This is a genomic window from Pseudoalteromonas sp. S3431, from assembly GCF_000690035.1.
Taxonomy (GTDB): domain Bacteria; phylum Pseudomonadota; class Gammaproteobacteria; order Enterobacterales; family Alteromonadaceae; genus Pseudoalteromonas; species Pseudoalteromonas fuliginea.
Genome location: NZ_JJNY01000092.1, coordinates 1 through 22,307 on the forward strand (window position 1 = coordinate 1; position 22,307 = coordinate 22,307).

Annotated in this window: 14 protein-coding genes; 3 read left to right on the forward strand and 11 right to left on the reverse strand. The window is 39.7% G+C overall.

Annotated elements, in window-relative coordinates:
* Positions 1-164: 164 nt before the first annotated feature.
* The 11 genes from efpL to DO88_RS02160 all read right to left on the reverse strand — a co-directional run bounded on the left by efpL (position 165) and on the right by DO88_RS02160 (position 19,378).
* The gene (gene efpL, locus DO88_RS02210) at positions 165-737 is read right to left on the reverse strand and encodes an elongation factor P-like protein EfpL (RefSeq protein ID WP_007377734.1); all 573 of its coding nucleotides are present in this window, start codon (positions 735-737) and stop codon (positions 165-167) included.
* Between the two features lie 147 nt (positions 738-884).
* Positions 885-12,092, reverse strand: coding sequence for a tandem-95 repeat protein (locus DO88_RS02205; RefSeq protein WP_033040813.1), 11,208 nt, complete (start codon positions 12,090-12,092; stop codon positions 885-887).
* Positions 12,093-12,097: 5 nt separating this feature from the next.
* On the reverse strand, positions 12,098-13,246 hold the full coding sequence (locus tag DO88_RS02200; RefSeq protein ID WP_232224833.1) for a TIGR03032 family protein: 1,149 nt from the start codon (positions 13,244-13,246) through the stop codon (positions 12,098-12,100).
* Between the two features lie 44 nt (positions 13,247-13,290).
* Positions 13,291-14,484: a S8 family peptidase gene (locus DO88_RS02195; protein WP_033040815.1), complete on the reverse strand. Its 1,194-nt coding sequence runs from the start codon at positions 14,482-14,484 to the stop codon at positions 13,291-13,293.
* Between the two features lie 122 nt (positions 14,485-14,606).
* Entirely contained in the window at positions 14,607-15,143 is a 537-nt protein-coding gene (locus tag DO88_RS02190) for a phage tail protein (RefSeq protein ID WP_007377730.1), read from the reverse strand.
* Between the two features lie 13 nt (positions 15,144-15,156).
* Positions 15,157-15,687 carry a phage tail protein gene (locus tag DO88_RS02185; protein ID WP_033040817.1) on the reverse strand — a complete coding sequence of 177 codons (531 nt, stop codon included), beginning with the start codon at positions 15,685-15,687 and terminating at the stop codon, positions 15,157-15,159.
* 12 nt (positions 15,688-15,699) lie between these two features.
* Positions 15,700-16,248 (reverse strand): phage tail protein, encoded by a 549-nt coding sequence (locus DO88_RS02180; RefSeq protein ID WP_007377728.1) that lies wholly within the window; start codon positions 16,246-16,248, stop codon positions 15,700-15,702.
* Positions 16,249-16,312: 64 nt separating this feature from the next.
* Positions 16,313-16,594, reverse strand: a complete 282-nt coding sequence (locus DO88_RS02175) for a DUF6916 family protein (RefSeq protein WP_007377727.1) — start codon at positions 16,592-16,594, stop codon at positions 16,313-16,315.
* A gap of 29 nt (positions 16,595-16,623) precedes the next feature.
* A complete protein-coding gene (locus tag DO88_RS02170; RefSeq protein ID WP_084166042.1) occupies positions 16,624-17,136 on the reverse strand; it encodes a GNAT family N-acetyltransferase in 513 nt (170 codons plus the stop codon).
* Positions 17,133-17,813, reverse strand: a complete 681-nt coding sequence (locus DO88_RS02165) for an aspartyl/asparaginyl beta-hydroxylase domain-containing protein (protein WP_007377725.1) — start codon at positions 17,811-17,813, stop codon at positions 17,133-17,135. The genes DO88_RS02170 and DO88_RS02165 overlap by 4 nt, the downstream gene beginning before the upstream one ends.
* 497 nt (positions 17,814-18,310) lie before the next feature.
* On the reverse strand, positions 18,311-19,378 hold the full coding sequence (locus DO88_RS02160; protein ID WP_033040819.1) for a phytanoyl-CoA dioxygenase family protein: 1,068 nt from the start codon (positions 19,376-19,378) through the stop codon (positions 18,311-18,313).
* Between the two features lie 137 nt (positions 19,379-19,515).
* On the opposite strand from DO88_RS02160, the gene DO88_RS02155 reads away from it, so the two are divergent.
* Genes DO88_RS02155 through DO88_RS02145 form a run of 3 tightly spaced genes read left to right on the forward strand, consistent with a single transcriptional unit; the run spans position 19,516 to position 22,145 of the window.
* The gene (locus DO88_RS02155) at positions 19,516-20,787 is read left to right on the forward strand and encodes a class I SAM-dependent methyltransferase (protein ID WP_007377723.1); all 1,272 of its coding nucleotides are present in this window, start codon (positions 19,516-19,518) and stop codon (positions 20,785-20,787) included.
* Positions 20,784-21,320 (forward strand): hypothetical protein, encoded by a 537-nt coding sequence (locus DO88_RS02150; protein WP_050482472.1) that lies wholly within the window; start codon positions 20,784-20,786, stop codon positions 21,318-21,320. Before DO88_RS02155 ends, DO88_RS02150 begins: the two co-directional genes overlap by 4 nt.
* Positions 21,321-21,347: 27 nt before the next feature.
* Positions 21,348-22,145, forward strand: a complete 798-nt coding sequence (locus DO88_RS02145) for a hypothetical protein (protein WP_007377721.1) — start codon at positions 21,348-21,350, stop codon at positions 22,143-22,145.
* Positions 22,146-22,307 lie beyond the last annotated feature (162 nt).

Below are 22,307 nucleotides of genomic sequence, written 5' to 3' on the forward strand. Positions count from 1 at the left end.
GTGGAATAACACCCATACAAAAACTGGAAAAGTTAAACAACGGAAATTCTACAGATAGCCTCCATTAAAAATGGGGGGATTACCGAATTTACAGCAATAAACCTCTTACATACAAAAAAGCCGAGCCATCTAAATTAAGGCTCGGCTTTTTTAAAGTTTATAACTTACTTTTCAGCACGGCCCATGAATTTATGTTCAACAGTATTTATACGAATACGGTCACCTGTTGAAATATGCTCAGGCACAGAAATATTTAAGCCTGTAGACATACGTGCAGGTTTTGAACGAGCGCTTGCAGAAGCCCCTTTAATTGAAGGGTCGGTTTCTTCAACAACAAGCTCAACACTTGATGGTAAATCAAGGCCTACTGGTGCACCGTCAATGACAATAACATGCACACCTTGGGTTTCTTCATTTACAAATTGAATCTCTTCGCTAATAGCATCTTTATTTAAGTTATATGGCGTGTAATCTTCGTTATCCATGAAAACATACTCGTCGCCATCAATATACGACAACATTGCTTCGCGACGTGTTAAATCAGCAAGCGTTAGCATATCGCTGTCTTTAAATGTTTCATCCACTTTGCTGCCAGTTACTACATCGTATAAACGCATTCGATATAAACTGCCACCAGCACGGCCTTGCGGCACAGAGCGCACAATATCTTTTACAACTAGCACTCGGCCATTAAAATCAATAGCAGTACCTTTTTTAACATCACTCGCCTTTGGCATGTGTGAATTCCTATTATTTTTTTGATTGCGAGAAACATACCACGAACTCAGGATTCTTCAATAGAAACAAAACAACTTAGTGATACTTTTTGAATAATACTTAAAATCAGCGCCCCTTAATGGCGCGCTGATTTATTAAGAGTGACTTTAAAAGCGGACTTTAACGCCAGCAGATAGCTCACTTACATCGTTTTTTGACACTTTATAGTAGCTATACTTGAGTAGTAACTCGGTATTTTTATAAATCGAATACCCAACTGAACCACCCGCATAAAGCTTGGTCGTATGCTTTTTAGACTCTAGCGTTGCACCATTGGTTATATCACTTTGTATTTTATATTGATGGCGATAAGCCCCCAAAAACAACTTAGTACTAAATGATTCAGCAGGCATAAATAAATAACCGACTTCCGTGGCAACACCTTTTGGTAAGATTGGAGCATAACGCGCGTAGTCATTATGAAGGTCATTTGGTGTTGTTGTATCCGCTGTTAATTCAACACGTCCTTGCCCTAAATCAATATACCGTATTGCAACTTCCCAATTAGGAGCTAGCTCATAGTAAGCGCCCACTGACCAACTAGTATCTTTATCATCAACTGAAATGGTCTTAACATCACTGTCCGTTATTGCCAAAGAATGCTTAGCTTTAGCTTGACCTACAGTTCCCTCAAAAGACCATGCATCAGCGAGTGCACTGCCACTTATTAAGCAACTTGTAGTAATTATCGCAAAACTTGGAAACAATGACTTTCGACGGCTAAATACCAACATTGAAATCAGCAACAACCCAACGCCTCCCATACTTCCTCCCGATGACTTATTACTAATAGAAACTGATTTTACTGCACTAACGGTAATTTCAACTTGTGCCGAAGATTTAGCTCCTTTACTGTCTTTAATTGTATAGTCGACAGTATCAACACCTTCAAAACCTACCTTTGGCATGTATTGTAAAGTGCCATTAATATTAATTGATACAGTGCCATAAGTTGCCGCTGCACTAATAATAAATAATTCATCCATATCAATATCAGTATCATTACCAAGTACATCAATTTCTATTGATACGCGATCGGTGGTGCTAGCTGTATCAAATATTGCTGTTGGTGCATTATTTGCCACCAAGTTAACCTTAGCATTATTGTTAGATGTTCCTCCTTGTCCATCAGTAATGCTGTATTCAATGGTCGCAATACCGATAAATGATGTAGGCGGAGTATAAAGTATCTGATTATCAATAATACTCACTTGCCCAAAATCAACCGTCGCACCCGTCAGTGTTAATGCATCTCCATCTATGTCTGTGTCATTTTCTAGCACATCAATAGTAATAGATTCACCTGCACCTATCGTTACTTCATCTTGATTTGCTTGTGGTAACTGGTTCGTTGTACGCACAACAGCAACACCGCCAGGATCTACAATAGAGCCATTTGCTTTTCCATCATCATCATTTGGACCACCGTCAACAATTTGTAGTTGCACACACCATGCGCCTTCCGCTAGGCCTTGCGTCCATTCACTACTTCTTGGTGGTGGGCAATAACCTGGTTCACCCGCAGCAGATAATATTTGGTCCTGTGCTGTAGATACAAAATCAACCCATTGGCCTTCTTTAAACTTCCTATAAGTGGAATTTTGTGAGATTGGCTTTCTTTGTGGAAATACAATACTGTAGGTATCTCCAGGGTTTGGAAGCCCTGTCGCAATAAAGTCAAATACTCCACCAATATTTAATGCGTTAGCGTCGGCTGGTAATTCACTCTCTAATAATTGAACCCCTCCTGTCACATTTTGTACAACAGTCACGCCCTTTCTAACACAGACACCTGGCTCGCCTTCAACTAAAAACTTGTCACTGTCTTTGACTTGACCTTGTACCACATTACATTGACTAATAGCATCTAGGTAATCTGGTATGCCGTCATTATCAGTATCAGTAAAGCCTTCTTGGTCATCCGGTATTAGATCGCCATCAGAATCACCCGAATCGAGGGTAGCAAGAGACTGCACTACTTCAACATAGATTTCTTTTGTTGTTGATAAGTTTGGTTCACCGTCATCTTCAGCCGTCACTGACACTTTATAAATACCCGGAGCAAGTGATTGTGTTGAAAAAACAAATTCCCCCTCATTTGTACTGGTATTAGTTAACTGATCATCTTGTGATAACCAATTTAGTGTTACGTTATCACTTGGGTTTATATCCTCTGCGACCCCAGTAATAGTGACTAACTCCTCGCCTATCGCGACAAGCGATCTAGCTTCCTCATTTTGCTTAATCGATGTAGAGATTGTAGGTGCTACATTATCTTCAACAATCGTAATATTAACCGTTGATCTCGCACCCAGATTTAACGTATTCGCTAATGAAACAATAATTGTTTCGTTGCCTTCAATTTCTGAGTCAGCAAAAACAGTAAAGCTTACTTGCCCCTGGACGCCACTTTCAATAACTAATTCACTTGATGTTAAATCGTGGTCAGCACTGTTGGCCGTACCTGAAACAGTATAAGGAATTGTTACTGGATAGGTCGGTGACTCGCCATTTAAAAATACATTAAAGCGATATGTTTGATCCTCTGCTACTTGGCTATCTTTACTTAAAGAAATAAGCGGATTAACATTAATGCTCTGTGTAGCAATTGCTTCAAGCCCATTACTGTCAAAAGCCTGCCAATAGACCAAATGACTTCCAGGAGTAAACAGTGACGTTGAATCAACGAGTGATACTGCCAATCGGTTACCTTGATTGTCAGTAGCAAGCGGTACACCTAAATCCACCTTAGTGAACAATCCTTTAGCATTAATATCCAAATCAACCGGTGTTTCAATCGTTGGCACATCATCTGTTTGTTTATTCAACGTTAATTTAGCAGTCGTTCTACTTCTTGCTTTATCTGGATCTTCAATCAGGTAACTAATCTGAATAATCCCTTGTGTACTCGCTTGCGATTTATATGCAATCACACCATTTTCAATTGTTACACTACCCACGCTCGCGCTTGCACCGATAATACTCAATGGTTGTTCATCAGCATCGGTATCATTGGCTAATACATCCAATAAATACGTGTTTTCCTCATTTATATCTAATGAGAATACATCAGGATTTGCAACCGGTCTGTCATTCACTGAAATAACATTCAAGCTTACAGTAGCGATTGCAGATTGTTCTGTACCATCGCTTACAATGTACGTAAAACTGTCAATACCAAAGTAATTCGCATTTGGTGAGTACGTAAACACATTGCCTTGCTTACTTAAAGTACCAAATTGAGGCTGCGATATGGCTGTTAGCGTAAGTATATCGTCATCAAGATCTGAGACATCTGGAGCAAAAGTAATGGAAGCGTCTTCAAGAACATCTAACATCATACTTTGCGACACTGGGGCTTTATTTGTGTTATTTACTGTTACTGTAAATGCAGGTAAGCGTGCTTCAAGTTGTCCGTCAGTTACTGCAATAACAATATTAGTAAATTGACCTGCATTTTCTCTTACTGGTGTGCCACTAAGTTGCCCTGTTGCGCTATTAAAGCTAGCCCAACTTGGCTTATTACTGATACTGAAGGTTAATGCATCCCCATCCATATCTTGTGCACTTGGTGTAAAGCTGTACGACTCTTCTTCATTAACCTGTGCTGTCGGCGTACCCGTGATTGTTGGTGCGTCATTAGTATTAATAACCGTAATATTAAATGGCGCTAAACTTTGAGTCACTGTTGCATCATTAACACTTATAACGATGTTACTGTAGCTACCTACCTGCGCATTGAGTGGCGTACCACTTAATTTTCCGGTTTCGCTATTAAAGCTCGCCCAACTAGGTTTATTACTAATACTAAATGTCAGCGTATCATTATCCATATCGCTTGCTATCGGGATAAATAAATACTCACTGTCTTCGTTCACTGATGCCGCAGGTATCCCACTTATCAACGGTGCATCATTAACACTGTCGACCGAAATCGAAATACGTGCAAACTCTGAATCAAGCTCACCATCATTAGCCACAATGCTCACAGAGTCACTGCCATTAAAGTTACTGTTTGGTGTATAAATAAGTATGTTACCGGTTAAGGTCGTACTGCCATTAGCAGGCTCAGTTACCACTCGATAGCTTAGAGACTGCTCTTCAATATCATTACCCGATAGAGTAACCGTTAGCGCTGTATCTTCATTTGTTGAAAGTACTTGCCCAGCGACCGTAGGTGCATCATTAATTGCATTGATAATTAACGATACAGTGACTTCATCAGAATCAATTTCACCATCGTTGGCCACAAACGTAAAGCTGTCTGTACCATTAATGTTTTCATTCGTCGTATAAAGCCAACTATCGTTACTTTGCTGTACCAAAGTTCCTTTGCTTGGCGTATTGACTATCCGGTAACTTAACGTGTCTTGATCTATATCTGTTGCAACTAACGTCAGTAGTATTGAGCCATCTTCATCCAGTGATTGCGATTGCGCAACGGCAATCGGTTTATCATTCACGGGAGCGACACTCATAGTCACTGTCGCTATATTTGATACAGCTGCGTTGCTATCTTCAACCGTATAGGTAAAGCTATCATCGCCAAAAAAGTTCGCTTGAGGCGTGTAAACAATTGCACCAGTTACTGATACGCTCACGGATCCATTTGCAGGGTTAGTAACAATCGTTACAGAGCTCGCGTTAAGGCTATCACCAATATCAACATCACTATCATTACCCAGAACATTGACCTCAAACTGCCCTTCTTCTTGTAACTGTGCAGTGTTATCAACGGCAACTGGGGCATCATTTATCGCCGTAATACTCAGTGTAACTGTGGCTGGTAGCGAAGTAAGTCCTTCACTGTCAGTAACGGTGTAAGTAAAACTGTGAACCCCATTTATATTTGCTTTAGGGGTAATTGCTAAACTACCATCAAGGTTCACGCTTACGCTGGCAAAATCATATTCACCTGCACCATCGCCTTTATTTTCTAACAGCACATTTGCGCCATTAAAACCTTGGTCTTCTACATCTGAATCATTCGCTAAAATAGCCACACTGGTTGCAGTATCTTCATCGGTCGTCACTGCATCATTAACGACAACCGGACGGTCATTCACCGCACCTATATTTACCGTGACAGAGGCTGTATTTGATGCCAAACCATTGCTGTCGGCTATCGTATAAGTAAATGTATCGCTTCCGTTTTCATTGCCTGTAGGTGTATAAATTAAAGTACCGTCATTTTGATCAACACTCACTGACCCTTTGGATGGTTGTGCTACAACACTAATATCACCCGTTGGAATAGTATCTTCTATATCGGTAGCGTTGCTTCTAATTGAAAGTGCAGAAGTTGGTGTATCTTCATCGACCATCTCATTAAAGTTAATAGCAATCGGCGCATCATTCACTGGGGTTATAGTAATCGATGCAGTCGCTTTTTCAGATATTAAACCCGTGCTGTCTTTTACTGTATATGTAAATGAATCTGTACCAGATACATTACTCAATGGTGTATAAGTTACGATTCCATTTGCAATACTAGCTTGCCCTTTAGTCGGTGCGTCCACTATCGCAGCAGAAGATACAACCATATTATCTTCAGCGTCACTGTCATTACTAACAACACTAAAAGTAACAGGAGTATCTTCATCAGTTGTTATAGAGTCGGCAACCACAATAGGGGCATCTTCTACTGGCGTAACGGTAAAGCTTACCGTCTGAACTGCTGACTTGTCTCCTGCGGCATCTTCTACCTGGTAGGTGAAACTATCAGACGTGCTTTCACTGCCATCATGTTGATAACTAAAGCTACCGTCGCTATTAAGCGTAACCGTACCCGATGACGGGTTTGTCACTTTCACTGCAGTGAATGTATCACCGCTATCAAGGTCATCATCAGTGGCATTGCTTAATACACCATTAACAGGGATGGCTGCAAATAATGCCCCTTCATCTAAACTAAATACAAAGTTTTGACCTACAGGCGCATCATTGGTATTTTTTACTTCAATATCAAATATCATCGCTGCGCTATCTTCAGTACCATCGGATACCTTTATACTGACATTCGCTGAGGTACCTACATCTTGATCGGTGGGTGTTCCTGACAGTAAACCTGTGGCCGTATCAAATGTTGCCCAACTTGGCTTATTAGTAATACTAAACGTATGTATGTCGCTTGTATCCGGATCAGTGAGCGTTGCGGTAAAGCTGTATTGAGAATCTTCATCTATTGTCGCCAATGGCGTACCTGATAGTACCGGTTTAATGTTGTAGCTTTTAACAATTGTTGCCGTTACATCGCTGGCTTCATTCCCAGCGGTATCTGATACTGTCACCGAAAGTGTAAGTGTACCTTCATTTAAAGTGGTTACATTAACACCCGTAACCTGAGCTGAAGCTCCCGTTATTGCTCTAGAATTACCTATAATTTCATTAGAGCCATCAGTCACTTTGTAAGTAAATGAACCGCTGCTTTCAAGCCCATTTAGAGTAAAACCTAACGCGGCTTCATTATCTCGAGTAATCGTATCTTGAGTTATTAAAACGCTGTGCCCTGTCGGTGCAATATTATCAGTCACCGTTACTGTGAATGATTTTTTAAACGATGACGAAGCATCATCCGCTTGCACACATACTATATAGGTGCCTGCTGAAATGGCGGCTTGAGTTTCTAGCACGCTCCCATTAATTTGAAAGCTACTGTTACCACTATTTGATGAACACGAACCACTGGCTGATGAACTAGGAGCTACCAATGTGTAAGTATGCGTACTATCATCAAGATCCGTTGTACTTAAAGTCCCAACATCAGCGCCCAAAGACACTAAAGATTGATTGATGTTTGTTGCCGATAAAGTAATGTCTGTTGGATCATCATTTACACCCACTACTTTAACCGTAGAAGAACCAAAACTACCTGTAGATCTATCAACACCACCATTAGATGTACCACCGCTATCTTTTATAGACGTTAGCGTTACAACTCTATCTCCTTCTGTCGGTGATTCACTCGTATTTTTATAAGCTAAGAAAGGAACATAGTTCTGCCATACGGCCGCAGTGTCTGAGGCGACAATCGTTACCGTTGCCTTTGAACCGCTAAGAGTGACAACATAACTAAAATTAACTGACCCCGAATATGTACCGGATGCATTATTTTCTAGCCTAATAACATCAGTGCCAAATTGAAGGAACTCATTGCCAATATCTTTTACATTACTTACCGTCAGTAATATTTGCTCAATATTTTGTCCGCTTTCAATAGCATTAATAGAGGCTGAAGAGAAAATACCAACTTGTGAGCCATTTTCTGTAAATGTTGGATTAGCCCCGACTGCTGATACAGTAGGCGCATCGTTAACCGAGGTAATTGTAACTGATGCCTGATTAGTACCTGTACTATCTACGACACCATCATTAAAGGTATAGTCAAGCACAGTTGCATTTAGAGGAATATCTGAGTTATTGGCGTAGGTAATTGCTTGCGCAACAGAGTCTACAATTACAGAAGTAGCATTGCTATTAAATGTTAGCGTTAAAGTACCTGCCGAGTTTGTGGTAACTGTCCCTACATTATTACCGTTATAACTAAATGTATTACCTTCAATTAACGTCCCTAATAGCCCCGAATGACCAAATCGATCTTCGGCACTCGCACCGCCACGTCGGCGAATAGTTAAGCTAGCATTGTTGTAATCCCCTGCGTTGCTGTTAAGTGCATCAAGTTCAGCATCTGCAATTGTCATATCGCTATCAATGCTCACTGCACTTAAACCTTCGATAAACGTAGCACCGCCATTAAGCGAGCTAAATGTAGGCGCAGAATTTGCTGAAACAAATGTAATAACGGAATCTGATCCGCTATCAGCAACCGTAAAGGCCAAATCATTACCAGGCGCATTAGTAAGTGAAAGAGTAAGTTCAGAAATATTAAAATCGGTGGCGTTGGTATCTACTTCTAATGTACTCGTGCCATTAAAACGAACGTTACTGGCCGAAAGCCCTGTGATACCGGTAATAGTAATACGATCGCCTGCGGCTAAATCGGTAATTGTATCTCCTGATAATTGTGATGAGCTACCTACAAAATTATTATTACCTGCATTGCCTGTTAGCGTATCTGTACCAGCGCCTGGGCGTAAAGTATCGGCGCCAGAGCCACCTTTAAGTACATCATCACCATTAAAATCTGATGAGGTCATGGTTAAAATGTCGGCGCTAAATGCACTTGCATCCAGGGTCACTGCAGCTGTAATAGCACTGCCACTAGCATTAGAAAAAGATACAACGCCAGCATCAGTATTAAAATTATCGGTTAAGGTGATAGTCGTGTTGTTATTCGTGCCGATTGCCAGATTCTCAATACCCGATACCGTGGTGCTGGAAAAATTAAAAATACCACCATCCATCAGTTTTAGCGTATCAGCGCCAGCAGAGCCTGTAATTGCAGTATTAAAATCATTAATATTATTAACATCAATTGCTACTGTTGCTGCAGAGGCTAAGCTTAATGTACCAATATTAAAGAATGAGCCAGAAGTCACGTCAGCACCGTCAGTAACACTCACCTTATCTGCAGCATTTAGCTCTGAGGTTAATGAACCACTAAAGCCTGCGCCACCAAGTGCAAAGGTCATTGCTGTGTTACTAGATCTATCTATTATACTTTGGGTCGCTGAGACTATCGTAATTGTTCTACTGTTTGAAGAATCATCAAATACGTTGTAAGTTTCAACATCACTGAAAGTAGAAAAATCACCATCGCCATAAACATCAATTGTTTCAGAACCTATTGCAGATATAGTGCCTGTAAAACCGGCGTGTTGCGAACGCGTCATTGAAACCCGTGCACCACTGCTAAGTGTTAGGTTTTCAATATTGGAAACTGTTGCTCCAGTAATATCCCCCGTATTACTGATAGATAGCGTATCATTAACGCTTGCTTCACCTGTTATTGTTCCAGTAAACGTTAATCCACTGACATCAAACGTATTTGCATCGGTTGTTGATGCGCTTGTCACATTGACAGACGAAGAACCTAACGTAATTGTTCGTGTATTTGTTGAATCATCACCAACGTTAAACGTTTCAATATTGCTAAGTGTTGTAAAGTTACCATCACCCGAAACCGTAATCGTTTCAGCGCCAGACGCTGTAATAGTGCCTGTAAATGTACTCACTTGCGCTGCAGATAAAGCCACCGATGAGTTTGTTGCAAGGGTTAAGTTTTCAAAACTAGACACTGTAGCACTTGTGGTGTCGGCACCTGTTGCCATGCTTAATGTATCGGTACCACCATTTGCATTGAGTGTACCTGTAACCGTTAAACCTGCAATATTTACCGTATCATTGCCCGTGCTGCCTGTTATATTTTGTGAGCCATTTGATAAGGTAATTGTGTTTGCACTACCGAGCACATACGTTTCAATATCATTCGCAGCAATTAAACCATTAGTTGCGTCTGAAATGGTAATTTGATCTGTACCTGCGCCTGAAATTGTAGAAAACGCATCATGCTGCGCTTCTTTCATCGTGACAGATACGCCGCCGCTCAAATTAAGTGTTTCAAAGTTCGAAATCGTTGCCGCCGCTAAACTCGCGCCATTAGCTAGCGTAAGTGTATCGGTGCCATCCCCACCATCGAGAGTTCCTCGGTACGAAAAGTTGGAAATATCGACTGAATCAGCTAAATTACTGCCTGTAACAGACTGGTCTCTGTCTACAAGCGTTAATGAAACTGGTGTATTTAAAACGTATGTTGCGATGGTGCTATTTGCCGTTAAATTTGCATCGCCCCCACTGCCTGCTGTAATCGTAAAGACAGGAGCCCCGCTCCCCGAAATCGTTGTAAATTGCTCATGCTGCGCTTCACTTAACGTTAAAGTGACGCTGCTAGGCACTGATAATGTTTCAAAGCCTGTTAATGTAGTAAAAGCCGTTAAATCGGATCCAGTCGGAACGTGAATGGTATCTGTACCAGTACCACCGTCAGCCACTGAACCTGTAATATGTGATGGATTACTTATCGTTAATGTTTCGTTATCACTACTAAACGTAATTGCCGGATTTAAATTTGTACCATCTAAGGTACTAAAACCCGCCGCTGTAGAACTAGCCGCTGTAAGGTTAGCCACTGAAGTTGTCGCTGTACGGCTAATACTGTTTTCAGTGCCATCATTGATAACAACTGACACTGTACGCGAAGTTGTGTTGGGTGTTGCACTGGTATTATTATACGTTATTGCTTGTAAAAAGGTCGTCACTTCAGCAACGGTTGCAGATGCACCCGTTATCGAAATTGTATCTTGCAGAGTAATGTCTGAGGCACCTGATATACCACCAAGTGCATTTTGCGCAGCCGCTGAAGCATTAAGCCCTTCTGAGGTGCCATCTTGATCGTTTGTTAATGCAACGGTTATTGTTGTTATTGTATCGCCATCACTATCAGCGGCACTAGCATCGGGCGCAATATTTACAGCACCACTGCCTTCAGAAAACGCCGAAAAACTCCCTGTACCTGGAGTCATTGTGCCATTTAAATCAACAACAGGCGCTGAGTTTGTAGAAGTACCTGTGGCACTCAAAGACACATTATACATACTCTCATTTGCATCAGTGTTGCTAATTCTTAAATTACCTGATATCCCACCAACCGTTGTCGTTTGTACAGTAACAAGTATCGTACATTGCATACCTGAGCTTAATGTTTGACCATTCGTAGCACATGTACCGCCTGTAATTGAAAAGTCGCTACTACCACTTGTTATAGAAACAGCCGTAGTCGTTAAATTACCAGTGCCTTCATTTTTTACCGTAAAGGTTTTTGTTGTAGTTGCTACTCCATCTGCTGCTACACTGCCAAAATCTTCACTTACAGTTGTCGCTCCACTTTCTTCAACATCTATTTCTGGAGATGACCCACAAGCACCAACACTGCCACCTCTCAAGGTACAGCTAGAAGAACTTATAGTGGTACATGCTCCGCCAGGTAGTGTACAGTTTGCACTTGCAAACACCTTTCTTATTAGTAAGTCACTTTTTACCTGTGTATTATCGCCCGTAACAATACTTACTTTTTGTTCATTAGTTTCGAGTAACCCCTGCTCTTTTAAAAAGTTTAATGTATTATTTATATCTGAGTTTACTAAGTGTGATTGTGCTTTTTCCCCTCGACTAAATGCCGAAAAGGGATTTTTTGACTCTACATCAACAACTATTTCACCCTCTGTTTCTAATGCTGATTTTTTTGAAAATTGTTTTAAATCTACACCTTCAGTTACTGTTTCTGCATAAGCTCCGCTAGCAATTACGGCAGAAATTGCAACGCCTAAAAAGGTTTTATTTAAGCTCAAATGTTTCATAATACTTACCCTCGACAAAATTCAAAAATATGGCTAGACAACGCGTCTGAGCTTTGAAATAGCTCTGGCTTTATGCTATTCGGTACAACCGCAATATCGTAAATTTGCTTTACTTCACCTGAAAAAGTTAAATTACCAATTACCTCACCTGTACTTACATTCACTAACCATACTGCGCATTCACTTTGCCCATCCAATAATCTGGGGTTTGCTTTGAAACGAATATGCTCTTCTGACTTACGTAATGTACTCGTACCGACAAGCATCAAGTCACCAAAAAACGTCATCCCTCTTGTAAAGCCTTGCAACTCACATAAAACTCGACTAGTACCTAATTTTGGATCGTAGACATGAATATCGCCATCTCCAGATGCACAATAATACACTTTACCTGCGTGGCACCTTGGCGAATGCGGCATTGAGATACCTGATTTGATGACCTTATTTTCAACGACATCAATAAGTACCCCTTTCTCTCCTAGTTCTTCACGCCAGCCCTCCGCTGTATCGGATTCACTAAAGGCCGTAGCATAACGAGGCACACCATCTAACAACGCCATACCATTTAAATGGCATCTATTTTCTGGTTTCAGATCTGAAATAAACGACGGCACCCAAGCAGCGATAAAACTATGGTCAGGGCTTAACTTACTTAAACAAGAGAACATCGAGTTAACTACCCACAAGCCATCATTACCCCAACAAATATCATGGATGTTAATCATACCGGTTGATAACGTCGCTCTTTCAATAAACAAACTGTCGGCTGCCTTTACACTTTGGACTTGTTCATCCCACTCTTCACGAAATTTGGCTATATCTCGCAATTCATTATCTTGTAATTTTTTTGGTAACTCTTCATAACTATCAAGGTCGCCATTAATGACATCTGCATAACCATTTGGTGTTCTTTGAAAGTCGATTACTTGATTTAGTGTTCCAAGCGTGATCCTATTTTCGTCAGCATAAAGCCCCATAGGTCTTGGAAATGCTTTTAATTTTGTTTCTAAATTGCCATTATTAGAGCGCACTAAAATGACACGTTGTGATTGATAACTTGTCACAATCAACGATATCCCCAACTGAGCCAATATTTTTGGGAAATTGTCACTATGCGTGCTGCTAAAATTTAACTGTTCCGTTTCAGAACTCATTAATCTCACTACCTTCTAATCTAGTCAAAATTACACTCTTTATATTATTTTTTCTTAATTTTATGAGCCGCATAAATATTTTCAACCATTGTTAATTTTGTTAACGGGTGTTCAACTCCGCATGCTTTTAGCTGTGCCACGATACCTGAAACAATAGCGGCCGATGACGAGGTCCCGCCGAAATTTGCATACCCGTTCCGTGACGTTGATGCAATTGAAGAAGGAGCATAATAATCAACACATTGTCCATAATTAGAAAACGGTGCAATCTCTCCATTTTTATTTATTGACCCTACCACAACCACTGAACCTAATGCAGACAACTGATTGATTTCACATGATTCTTCACCGGAATTCCCCGCAGAAACAACAATAGTAGGTGCATTTGATGCTGAAGCTATATCCTCAATAACCAGTGACGTAATACTAGATAAAAACGGTAAAACCCAACTACAATTGATAACATCAGCTTTCATCAATTTAGCGACCTGAAATGCCAATATTAAAGAAGATGACCATGTCGAAACTTGCCTTATAGCAATTATTTCACTGGTCGGTGCAATGCCGTCAACCCCTACATTATCTTGCTTGGCAGCGATAACTCCAACAACGCGTGTGCCATGGTAATCAATTGGGTTTTTAGCACTGGTTGCCAATGTTTTTTCATCAGGGTCATATTCAAACAATACTGTTAAATCATCAAACTCTGGGTGAGTAAAGTCAAAGCCGTCATCAATAATTGCAACCCGCACAGTATTCTCTGGTTTATCGCACAAAGGGGCATTTTGTGGTGTAAGTGTATTGCTAGTCGGTACTCTTGTACCTGAAGTGATTAACTTTGTAACAGGTGCGATATCAGGTTCGATTTCTAACACATCTTGATGTTTGCTTAACGCTAAATAAACATCAAAAAAATATTCGGTTCTAGGTGTTACCCAATAAACCAATCTATTTCCTATACTAGCGATTACTTGAACTTGTTTTATTTCATCATGTAGCTGTGAAATTTCATCTACTGATAGCAAAGAGAGTATTATTATTTTTTTGTTAAATGCGTACTTTATACCTCTATCATCAATCAAAAAATCACTGTCATACTTGGCAAATACAACACTACCTTTAGAGCTTTTAAATTGCAGCTTGTCTAAATTCGCCTGAGCAGATACATCTTTTGCAAATAAGCACACAGCTATAATTAAACAACTGAAAACAATATGCCAATTAAGGTATTTCAACATAAGTAAATTACAACCAACAGAGCTCTTTCAAACAACATATAACTTATTCCCTGCACAAACATAATCGTTTTTTCATCATATGTAGAATACAGATTGCAAACTAAAACCTGTATTCTCATACATCAATTTCTTGGTGGATAAATCCCGTCCAGCGCAATACAAAAGTTTAGCGCTAAGCTAGGTTGCATATTCTCATGTGGCTGCCCAGCACCAGCGGTAGCAAAACTTGAGTCATCCATTAAGCCTATATCACTATCAAGGGGTGCGGTATATCTCAGTGTGCCGCCTGTTGCCCCAGTGTCAATTGACAGCTTATTGTTAGTTGGCTCTGCGGTGTCACCTGACTGACGTACTCCTGAAATACTGTGTGTGTGCTCAGGTAGCTGAGATGCGACCAATGTCTCTTGAGTTGACCCGCCAAAATAAGAGAATGGACGCAAAGATAGGCCAGGGGCTTGCCCTGCATGCATAGGTGCACGGCCTGCTAAATCGGGAAGGCCAAATGTTGCTCTACCATCACCTCCAAAATTAGTCCCTAATAAACTAAAGACTGCTGACATCTGTCCAATGCTTACAATTTGGCCATTACAAATTGACCAATATCGAGGACTGAACGTTGTGCCAAAAATACGAATTTCTCCAATAAATGAGTCTGCCATCTCTTATTCTCCTCTAGTTTCTTGATGGAAAAATGCCTTGGAGGCAAATAACAAAGTGAATGGCCAGATAAGGCATCATATTATTATGCGACGCATTACCTCCGGCAGTTCTAACAGCTGACTCGCTCATTTTTTGTACTTCACCTGTTACTGCTCCATTTAAGTACGCCAATTCACCTTGAGGGCTTTTTGCAAGCACATTACTAATCGCAGTAGATGCGTTTGCACTGTTCTTGCTTGCCTGTAAGCTATGAGTATGCGAAGGGACTTGACTCGTTTGTAAGGTAACGTCCTCTACACCCACTTTAGCTGTGAGTGGATAGTTTTGTAAGCCCGGCCCTTGACCAAAATGAACGGGGATACGCCCTCTCATATCAGGTAGCGCAAACGATGAGCGTCCATCTCCCCCGTATTGCGCACCTATAAGCGCAAACAAAGGCTGGTTTTGATTTACCGCCATAATGGTGCCATTACACATTGCCCATTTCCGCGGTGCAAAGGTCGTGGCCATCATTTTTATTTCACCAATAAATGATTCAGACATGCTTTCTCCTTATTAATTTCTTGCTGGGAAAATACCGTCAAGCGCAATACAAAAATTCAGTGCTAACAAAGGCTGAATATTAGTGTGCGACTGACCACCACCCGCGCTAGAAACGACGTCTTGCGCCAGCCCAGTCAGATTTACCGCTGAGTTATACGTAAATGGTTCAGTAGCAGTACCTTTGAGATCTTTAGAACTTGCAAACACTCTATCTGTAAAAGCTGGGATACTTACTGCCTCGGTACTGGTCGCTTGCACACTGTGAGAATGGCCAGCCATTTCAGCGACACTGATCGTGACATTTTCCACGCCATACTGATCACCTGCCGTGAATAGTCTACTTGGCTCACTTTTCATAATTCCTTGCCCGATTGGCGTTCGCCCTCGTAGGTCCGGTAATTTAAAATTACTCACCCCATTACCACCAAACTGGGTGCCTAGTAATGCAAATAAAGCGGCATTTTGGGTAGCCTGTATCTCTTGCCCATTGCAAAATGCCCAATTTTCAGGCGCAAAATTAAACGCAAAAGGCCGTATTTCTGACGTAAACGGATCAGCCATATAAATCTCCTTACTCACTTTTTTAAACGGATAATTTACTTAATTAATTGACTTAACACGCCAACTATCTCTTTTGAGCAATGTGTATCTCATACTCAGTTTCACTATTTGGCGATAAAAACAATTCAGCTTCACCAAAGGCCTCATTCTCGAGCTTATAGGTACCTTGGCTTAGAGGCTCATTGGCCTTGCCGTTTAACAACACACTAAATGCATTCCATTCGTCACCATCAAGTTTTGATTTTGTAACCGATGAAACTTCTAACTCTACTTCACCATTTTGGCCTACAACTTTGACAACTGACCCTTGTGCACTTTCAACATTTTCAAACGTAAATTTTTCCATATTAAACCCCTATGCTTACTTTTACTTAGTTACACACCGCTCATTAACTTCACTGGGTGCGGGTACCACACCATAAATTCATATGGTGGGCTAATTGATTCAACTTGAAACCCTAAACGCGCATACAACTGCTTAGCAGAAAAATTACGCTGCTCAACGGTCAGTGTTAAAGGTGCACCAGATTGTAGTGCAGCACTTTGAAACGATTGGATTATCGCTGAGCCAAAACCATGCCCTCTCGCACTTGGTAAAAAGCCAATATCGACGATTCGAATTTCATTTGGGCCAAAATCAATGGTTGCTTTACCTATCGCTTCATGGTGCTTTTCTATAATGAAGTACATTGCATTGGGGAACTTATCTCCATACCCTTGTGTTTGTGCTTTAAATTGCATTTCTACAATTGACTCTACAAAATCTTTCTCACCGTCAATTAACTGTAAATCTTGTCGCATTGAACTATGCAGTTTTTCTAAAAATGGTTTATCTGCTGCATTTGACGGTCTTATGTTTAGGCCTTTTGGGATATTAAGCTTCATCATCTATTTATCTCCTTAGCTTGATTTGTACAGCAATATTCTTTATTTTTAGATTCTATGATTAAACTCAATAGCCACTCATTGACATTGCAATCTATTACAAGGTTGATTCTTGGTGTATCGCCGTTATTTACTACAGAATGTTCTGCATCGGCATTTATATACCAACAGCTGTTCTGACTCATTGGAACTTCTAAACAATCTACTAAAAACTCAACATGTTCGGATGCCTCTAGAGAAATGTGAATACGTGCTTGAGCAGATAGGTCAATACTCAATCCAAGGTCTCGATGGGGTTTAATCAAAGAGTTAGGGGAAAGACGCATAAGCCGTGCAGATAAAATATCACATTTAAATTGTGACAATAATTCACGAACATAAGGTAAATATTGAAGGTGGTCGCCATCGATAAAATCTGAGCTAGGTTCAATTGCGAAAGATTGCAGAATCACATGTTTATCAGCGTGCTCTACAGGGACTCTTAAAGGCAATACATCCCAACTGCCCTGATAACATTGAGTGTTAACATGTTCAACCCATTCCAATTTTTTTGCTACAACTAAATCGTCTGCCATATTTTTTATATTATAAAATATATCAAGCTGGGCAAACAAAATGACTGGAGAGGTTATATTTTCATCGGCATTAACAACTTCAGAAATAAATATGTCATCATTCATTATTTATTTCTTCCCAAACAAAGAGAATGAACAAGTATTTAATCTTAAAAAAAGTGTGTACAGGGTGGGTATGAAATCGATTTCTGTATTTATATTGTTGCCGTATGTTGATCTATTTTCACTTGCTATAACGGCTCTAGCACATGACTCTAATTGCATTTTAAATAAAGGCTTTAAATGATTGATTTTTGGTTTTGTACGCCGTGAGCACGGCGTAAGCTGTAGACTATGTTTTTTCATACTTAAACATTCCTTTGAGCTTTTATTACAATATAAAATTATGTCATTAATTAACACTAGATTCAGACAACATAATAGTCCATAAGGTATAGAACGCAACCTTTATGGCTATATTTCTTTAAAAATCAATATCTTGTGTTAAAACCCTAAAGCCAATCAATTTATTTTTAACAAACTACCTATAAGTTTGGCACAAGTTAAAGATAAAAAATATTACACTCTATTACACTGCATTATTTATTACTCATAGCGAGTCTTTAGCTACTTATTTTTAATGGCGTCATGTTTATATATTGTACAATACGAGGCCTACTTCCCTTATTTGGACAGCTACCGTGAGGTAATGTATTTCGCCAAACAATTAAGCTACCTGCTTTTGCCGCTAATGGAGTGCTGTTGCATTTATCGAAATTAAAAGAGTGTGGATTAGTATTTTTAGGTAGGTTAGCTAGCCAGTCATCTATTTTTTTATGAAAGCCAGGTACACAACTAAACGCACCTTGCTCAGCGGCAACGTCAGTAAGGTACAGTAACCCTTGCGTTGCAAAGTTGAGTGGTTTATTAAAGTCTATATCCCAGTGAAGATTTGGCCCAGGAAACTGCCAACTTTCTGTCTGCGGTGGATTAAAACTAACCCTATCAGTGCTTACTATTAAGTTTTTTCTCCCCCAAAGTTGCTCAAAAACATCTCGAACTTGAGGAAGAGAACGTATAACTTGCATGGTTATATCATTAAATATTTGTACCATAACCCCCTGTTTAAGCGCATGACAGCTATACCATGAAGCGGGGTTGTTTTTATCCATTTTCAAACGTTCATAAAGCATATTACAAACGTCTTCACATAATTTTTTTGACACCAACTCTGGAATAATAACATAACCATTATCATCCCAGCTTTGCCAATGCACTGGCGTTAAAATATAGTGACGAGGCGTCTCTACTAATACTGTTTCATTTTTTATGTCTGTTTTCTCAAAAAATGAAACAATGTTTTTATTAAGCTGATTTATTTTTGCGTTTGAAATAGCTCTACCATGCGTTTTTTTTACCCAACTTTCAAATTCGAAAAAACTATCACTCGCAAAAATAGACTCTATAGTCGGTGTGAGCCCTAAGCCTAAAGTGTCCATAATCATGACATCAAGCGACCATTCATCTTCTATTATTTTTTTATCCGCACAGCCTTTTTTTTGTAACTGTACTTTGTGCCACATTCGCTTTAATTGAAATAGACCTAAGCGCCCAGTTTCTTTATAACAAGGAAGTGTACTCTGCGTTATTGTGTGCGGAGGTGGCACTTTTACTATCAACTCATTTTGCATAATAACTCCTTTTCCTTACCTGATTTTAGGCAAGTAAAACTCCTTAAATTGATTTATTAACACAATCTAAACTTTATTAGAATAGAGTGCTATATTATTGCGAGCAACGATTTTTTTAGCTAAATACAGGGAGCGATATGGATACTGAGTTACTGAACAGATACCGTAATGCGGTTACACATTTGCTAAATGAGCCAGCCGATGCGGGGTTGATGAAGCCTTTTATCAACGATTTAAAAAATTACTTAGGGAATATTACGTCTATTTCAACTGACTTAGATATGAATGACTGGAATGATGAAAATACGTCCCAAGGCGTTGCAATTTCTCCTGTACAAGCAGCTAAATGCACTGAAGAGACTCTTCGCACACAAATATTTATGCAAGGTATTAAGCTCGCCATTGAAGAACGTTTAAAGGCAAAGACTGATGATATTCATATTCTTTATGCTGGTACGGGGCCTTATGGCACGTTACTTATTCCTTACTTAAGTCTTGCCACAAACTCACGTATAAAAGTCACACTCATTGACATTCACCCAGAAAACATCAGTGCAATTAAAAAGCTAGTAAAGCACTTTTCAATCACCCAAAACATTGTTGCAATTACATGTGATGACGCAACTTGTTGGCAAGCGCCCCCCTCTCAGCAATTTGACATCATTATTTCAGAAACTATGACAGCGCTATTAAAGCGAGAGCCTCAAGTGTTCATTTTCTCTCATTTATGCCAATACTTGCATAATACTGGCACCTTAATCCCACAAAATGTTTCTTTAAAGGCATGGCTAACACCTTTTAAATCTTTAATGTCTATAGAAGGGAGTATTACCACTAACATACTCCTAAAAGAGTTTTATTGCTTAAACATCGACGAAGCAAGGCGTTTAAATGCAGGGGATACATCCACCTTTAAAGGCAGTATGCTGATCCCAAATGGCGTTGATACTAATTACAGACTCAAGCTAACAACCGACATTCAAGTATACAAACACCATAAACTAACGGAAAATCAATGTAGTTTAAATATACCGCTTATTTTTTTACCTCATGATGCGCAGCTTCGTGGTGGTGAAGCTATTCATTATGAATACATAACACCTAACAGTGCAGACTTTATATTTACATTCCCAATAAAAAGTATCATTAAGACGGTAACTGAATTGGCAAGATTTACAGATCTCAATAACTTGGGATTGCCTGGTGTAAAGCGTATGTTTGAGCGTGCACAAGCAACTAAATCCGGTCACTCATTTAGTATTACCGACGATGAATGGGCATTATGGACAGAGCTATTAGATTCATTAACGCTGCCATACCATGAAACAACTGCAGCACTTTATCAAAGCCAAAGTATTGAAGAATTTGAACATTGGCTAGTCACTAACAGTAATCTCAAATCATTATGACTATTAGCACTGAACACAATACAGATAAGCAGTTAACTGAGGTTGAAAATATTTTAGCCTTTCTTACTGATATAGGTATAAACCACCGGTATGAAACGTTACACGAAAAGACTTTTTTACCCGGCCTTAAAATAGAACAAGGCACTTTATTACTTGATTTAGAAAAACTGTTATACTCAGGTGATATTCTTCATGAAGCAGGTCATATTGCAGTTACTTCAGAAGCGACAAGAACTTGTTTAACAGGGGATATGAAAAACCATGATCATCAAGCGGCCGAAGAAATGACTGCAATAGCTTGGTCGTGGGCAGCAGCTTGCTATTTAAATATCGCCCCGGATATTTTATTTCATGAACAGGGTTATAAAGGGGCATCTGATAACTTAATCGAGGCCTTTACCAACAGCACTGGTTTTGGTTACTCTCTTTTATATTCATGGTTTATGTGTGAACAGCCCAATCACCCAAACGGTTATCCAAACATGTTAAGGTGGCTAAGAAATGACGCTTATACACAAGCTCAGCTAAAATAGTCGCAGTAGATTTTATAAGGAATATGAGTGCTTAATAACAGCCTTACGCCAAAGCAGCTAACTATGTTGTGCAACGATTTAGCACAACTTAGATTAATTGCCGATTTAACACTTGCGCCTAAAATGCCTTATTTTGCCAATAAACCCTACCCAATAGGGCGTTGTAGAGAAATTCGCGATGAAGTGTTTTCATTATTGCAAACACAACTACCACAAACAGATAAACCGGGTCTGTGCTTATTAAAAAAGCGTATTAACCAAGGTACCGATTTAAAAAAAGCATGGGGGTCATTACGAGATGAATACTTTCAAAACGCACTCATATTCGGGCCATGGTATATCGATGTTGCCAATGACACCGTTAATGCAAATAAGCCAAGAGTCGAAATTTTACCTTTGGCAACATCCAAATTTACAACAATTGAAAGTTTTACTCAGTTTATAAAAATAGCCCGTCCATACTGGCAAGTCGAAATATACAAAAATGATGTGTGCCCAGCTCTAGCACCTTATATGCCATTGCTTTGCGTAGGTAATAATGGATCTAGTTGGTTGGCGGCTGCTAACGATGACATGCTGAATGTTGCAATTAATAGTAATTTTGAAGAATCGAAACTCATTTTAAATTCTTTACCAAGCGCCCCCGATTCAATTACAAAGCGTTGGAAAGAAGTTCTATTACAATTCACTCATGAATATTACTTAACAGCCAAAGGGGATCCCACAGAGTTTTGCCTTCTTTATAGTAAAAATACAACTAAACCAGATCTCGCTCAACGTGATGCCGCTGTCATTGCCTATTCGTCTTTACCAAAGTCAGTTTAGCCTATTAACTGGTTTACTTTAGGTAAGCAAGCCTTGTTGGTAACAAGGTAAAAATTCATTATTTAGTTGCTCTTTGTCAGAAGTTTTTAACGCCGTTAACGCCAGATTTAATACCACACATTGATTAAGTATTATTGCGGGTTGGTATAATATCTCATAGGC

Bases quoted from the DNA above. Each gene is read 5' to 3' on its own strand.
- efpL (WP_007377734.1), bottom strand. From the start codon at position 737: ATGCCAAAGGCGAGTGATGTTAAAAAAGGTACTGCTATTGATTTTAAT.
- DO88_RS02205 (WP_033040813.1), bottom strand. From the start codon at position 12,092: ATGAAACATTTGAGCTTAAATAAAACCTTTTTAGGCGTTGCAATTTCT.
- DO88_RS02200 (WP_232224833.1), bottom strand. From the start codon at position 13,246: ATGAGTTCTGAAACGGAACAGTTAAATTTTAGCAGCACGCATAGTGAC.
- DO88_RS02195 (WP_033040815.1), bottom strand. From the start codon at position 14,484: ATGTTGAAATACCTTAATTGGCATATTGTTTTCAGTTGTTTAATTATA.
- DO88_RS02190 (WP_007377730.1), bottom strand. From the start codon at position 15,143: ATGGCAGACTCATTTATTGGAGAAATTCGTATTTTTGGCACAACGTTC.
- DO88_RS02185 (WP_033040817.1), bottom strand. From the start codon at position 15,687: ATGTCTGAATCATTTATTGGTGAAATAAAAATGATGGCCACGACCTTT.
- DO88_RS02180 (WP_007377728.1), bottom strand. From the start codon at position 16,248: ATGGCTGATCCGTTTACGTCAGAAATACGGCCTTTTGCGTTTAATTTT.
- DO88_RS02175 (WP_007377727.1), bottom strand. From the start codon at position 16,594: ATGGAAAAATTTACGTTTGAAAATGTTGAAAGTGCACAAGGGTCAGTT.
- DO88_RS02170 (WP_084166042.1), bottom strand. From the start codon at position 17,136: ATGATGAAGCTTAATATCCCAAAAGGCCTAAACATAAGACCGTCAAAT.
- DO88_RS02165 (WP_007377725.1), bottom strand. From the start codon at position 17,813: ATGAATGATGACATATTTATTTCTGAAGTTGTTAATGCCGATGAAAAT.
- DO88_RS02160 (WP_033040819.1), bottom strand. From the start codon at position 19,378: ATGCAAAATGAGTTGATAGTAAAAGTGCCACCTCCGCACACAATAACG.
- DO88_RS02155 (WP_007377723.1), top strand. From the start codon at position 19,516: ATGGATACTGAGTTACTGAACAGATACCGTAATGCGGTTACACATTTG.
- DO88_RS02150 (WP_050482472.1), top strand. From the start codon at position 20,784: ATGACTATTAGCACTGAACACAATACAGATAAGCAGTTAACTGAGGTT.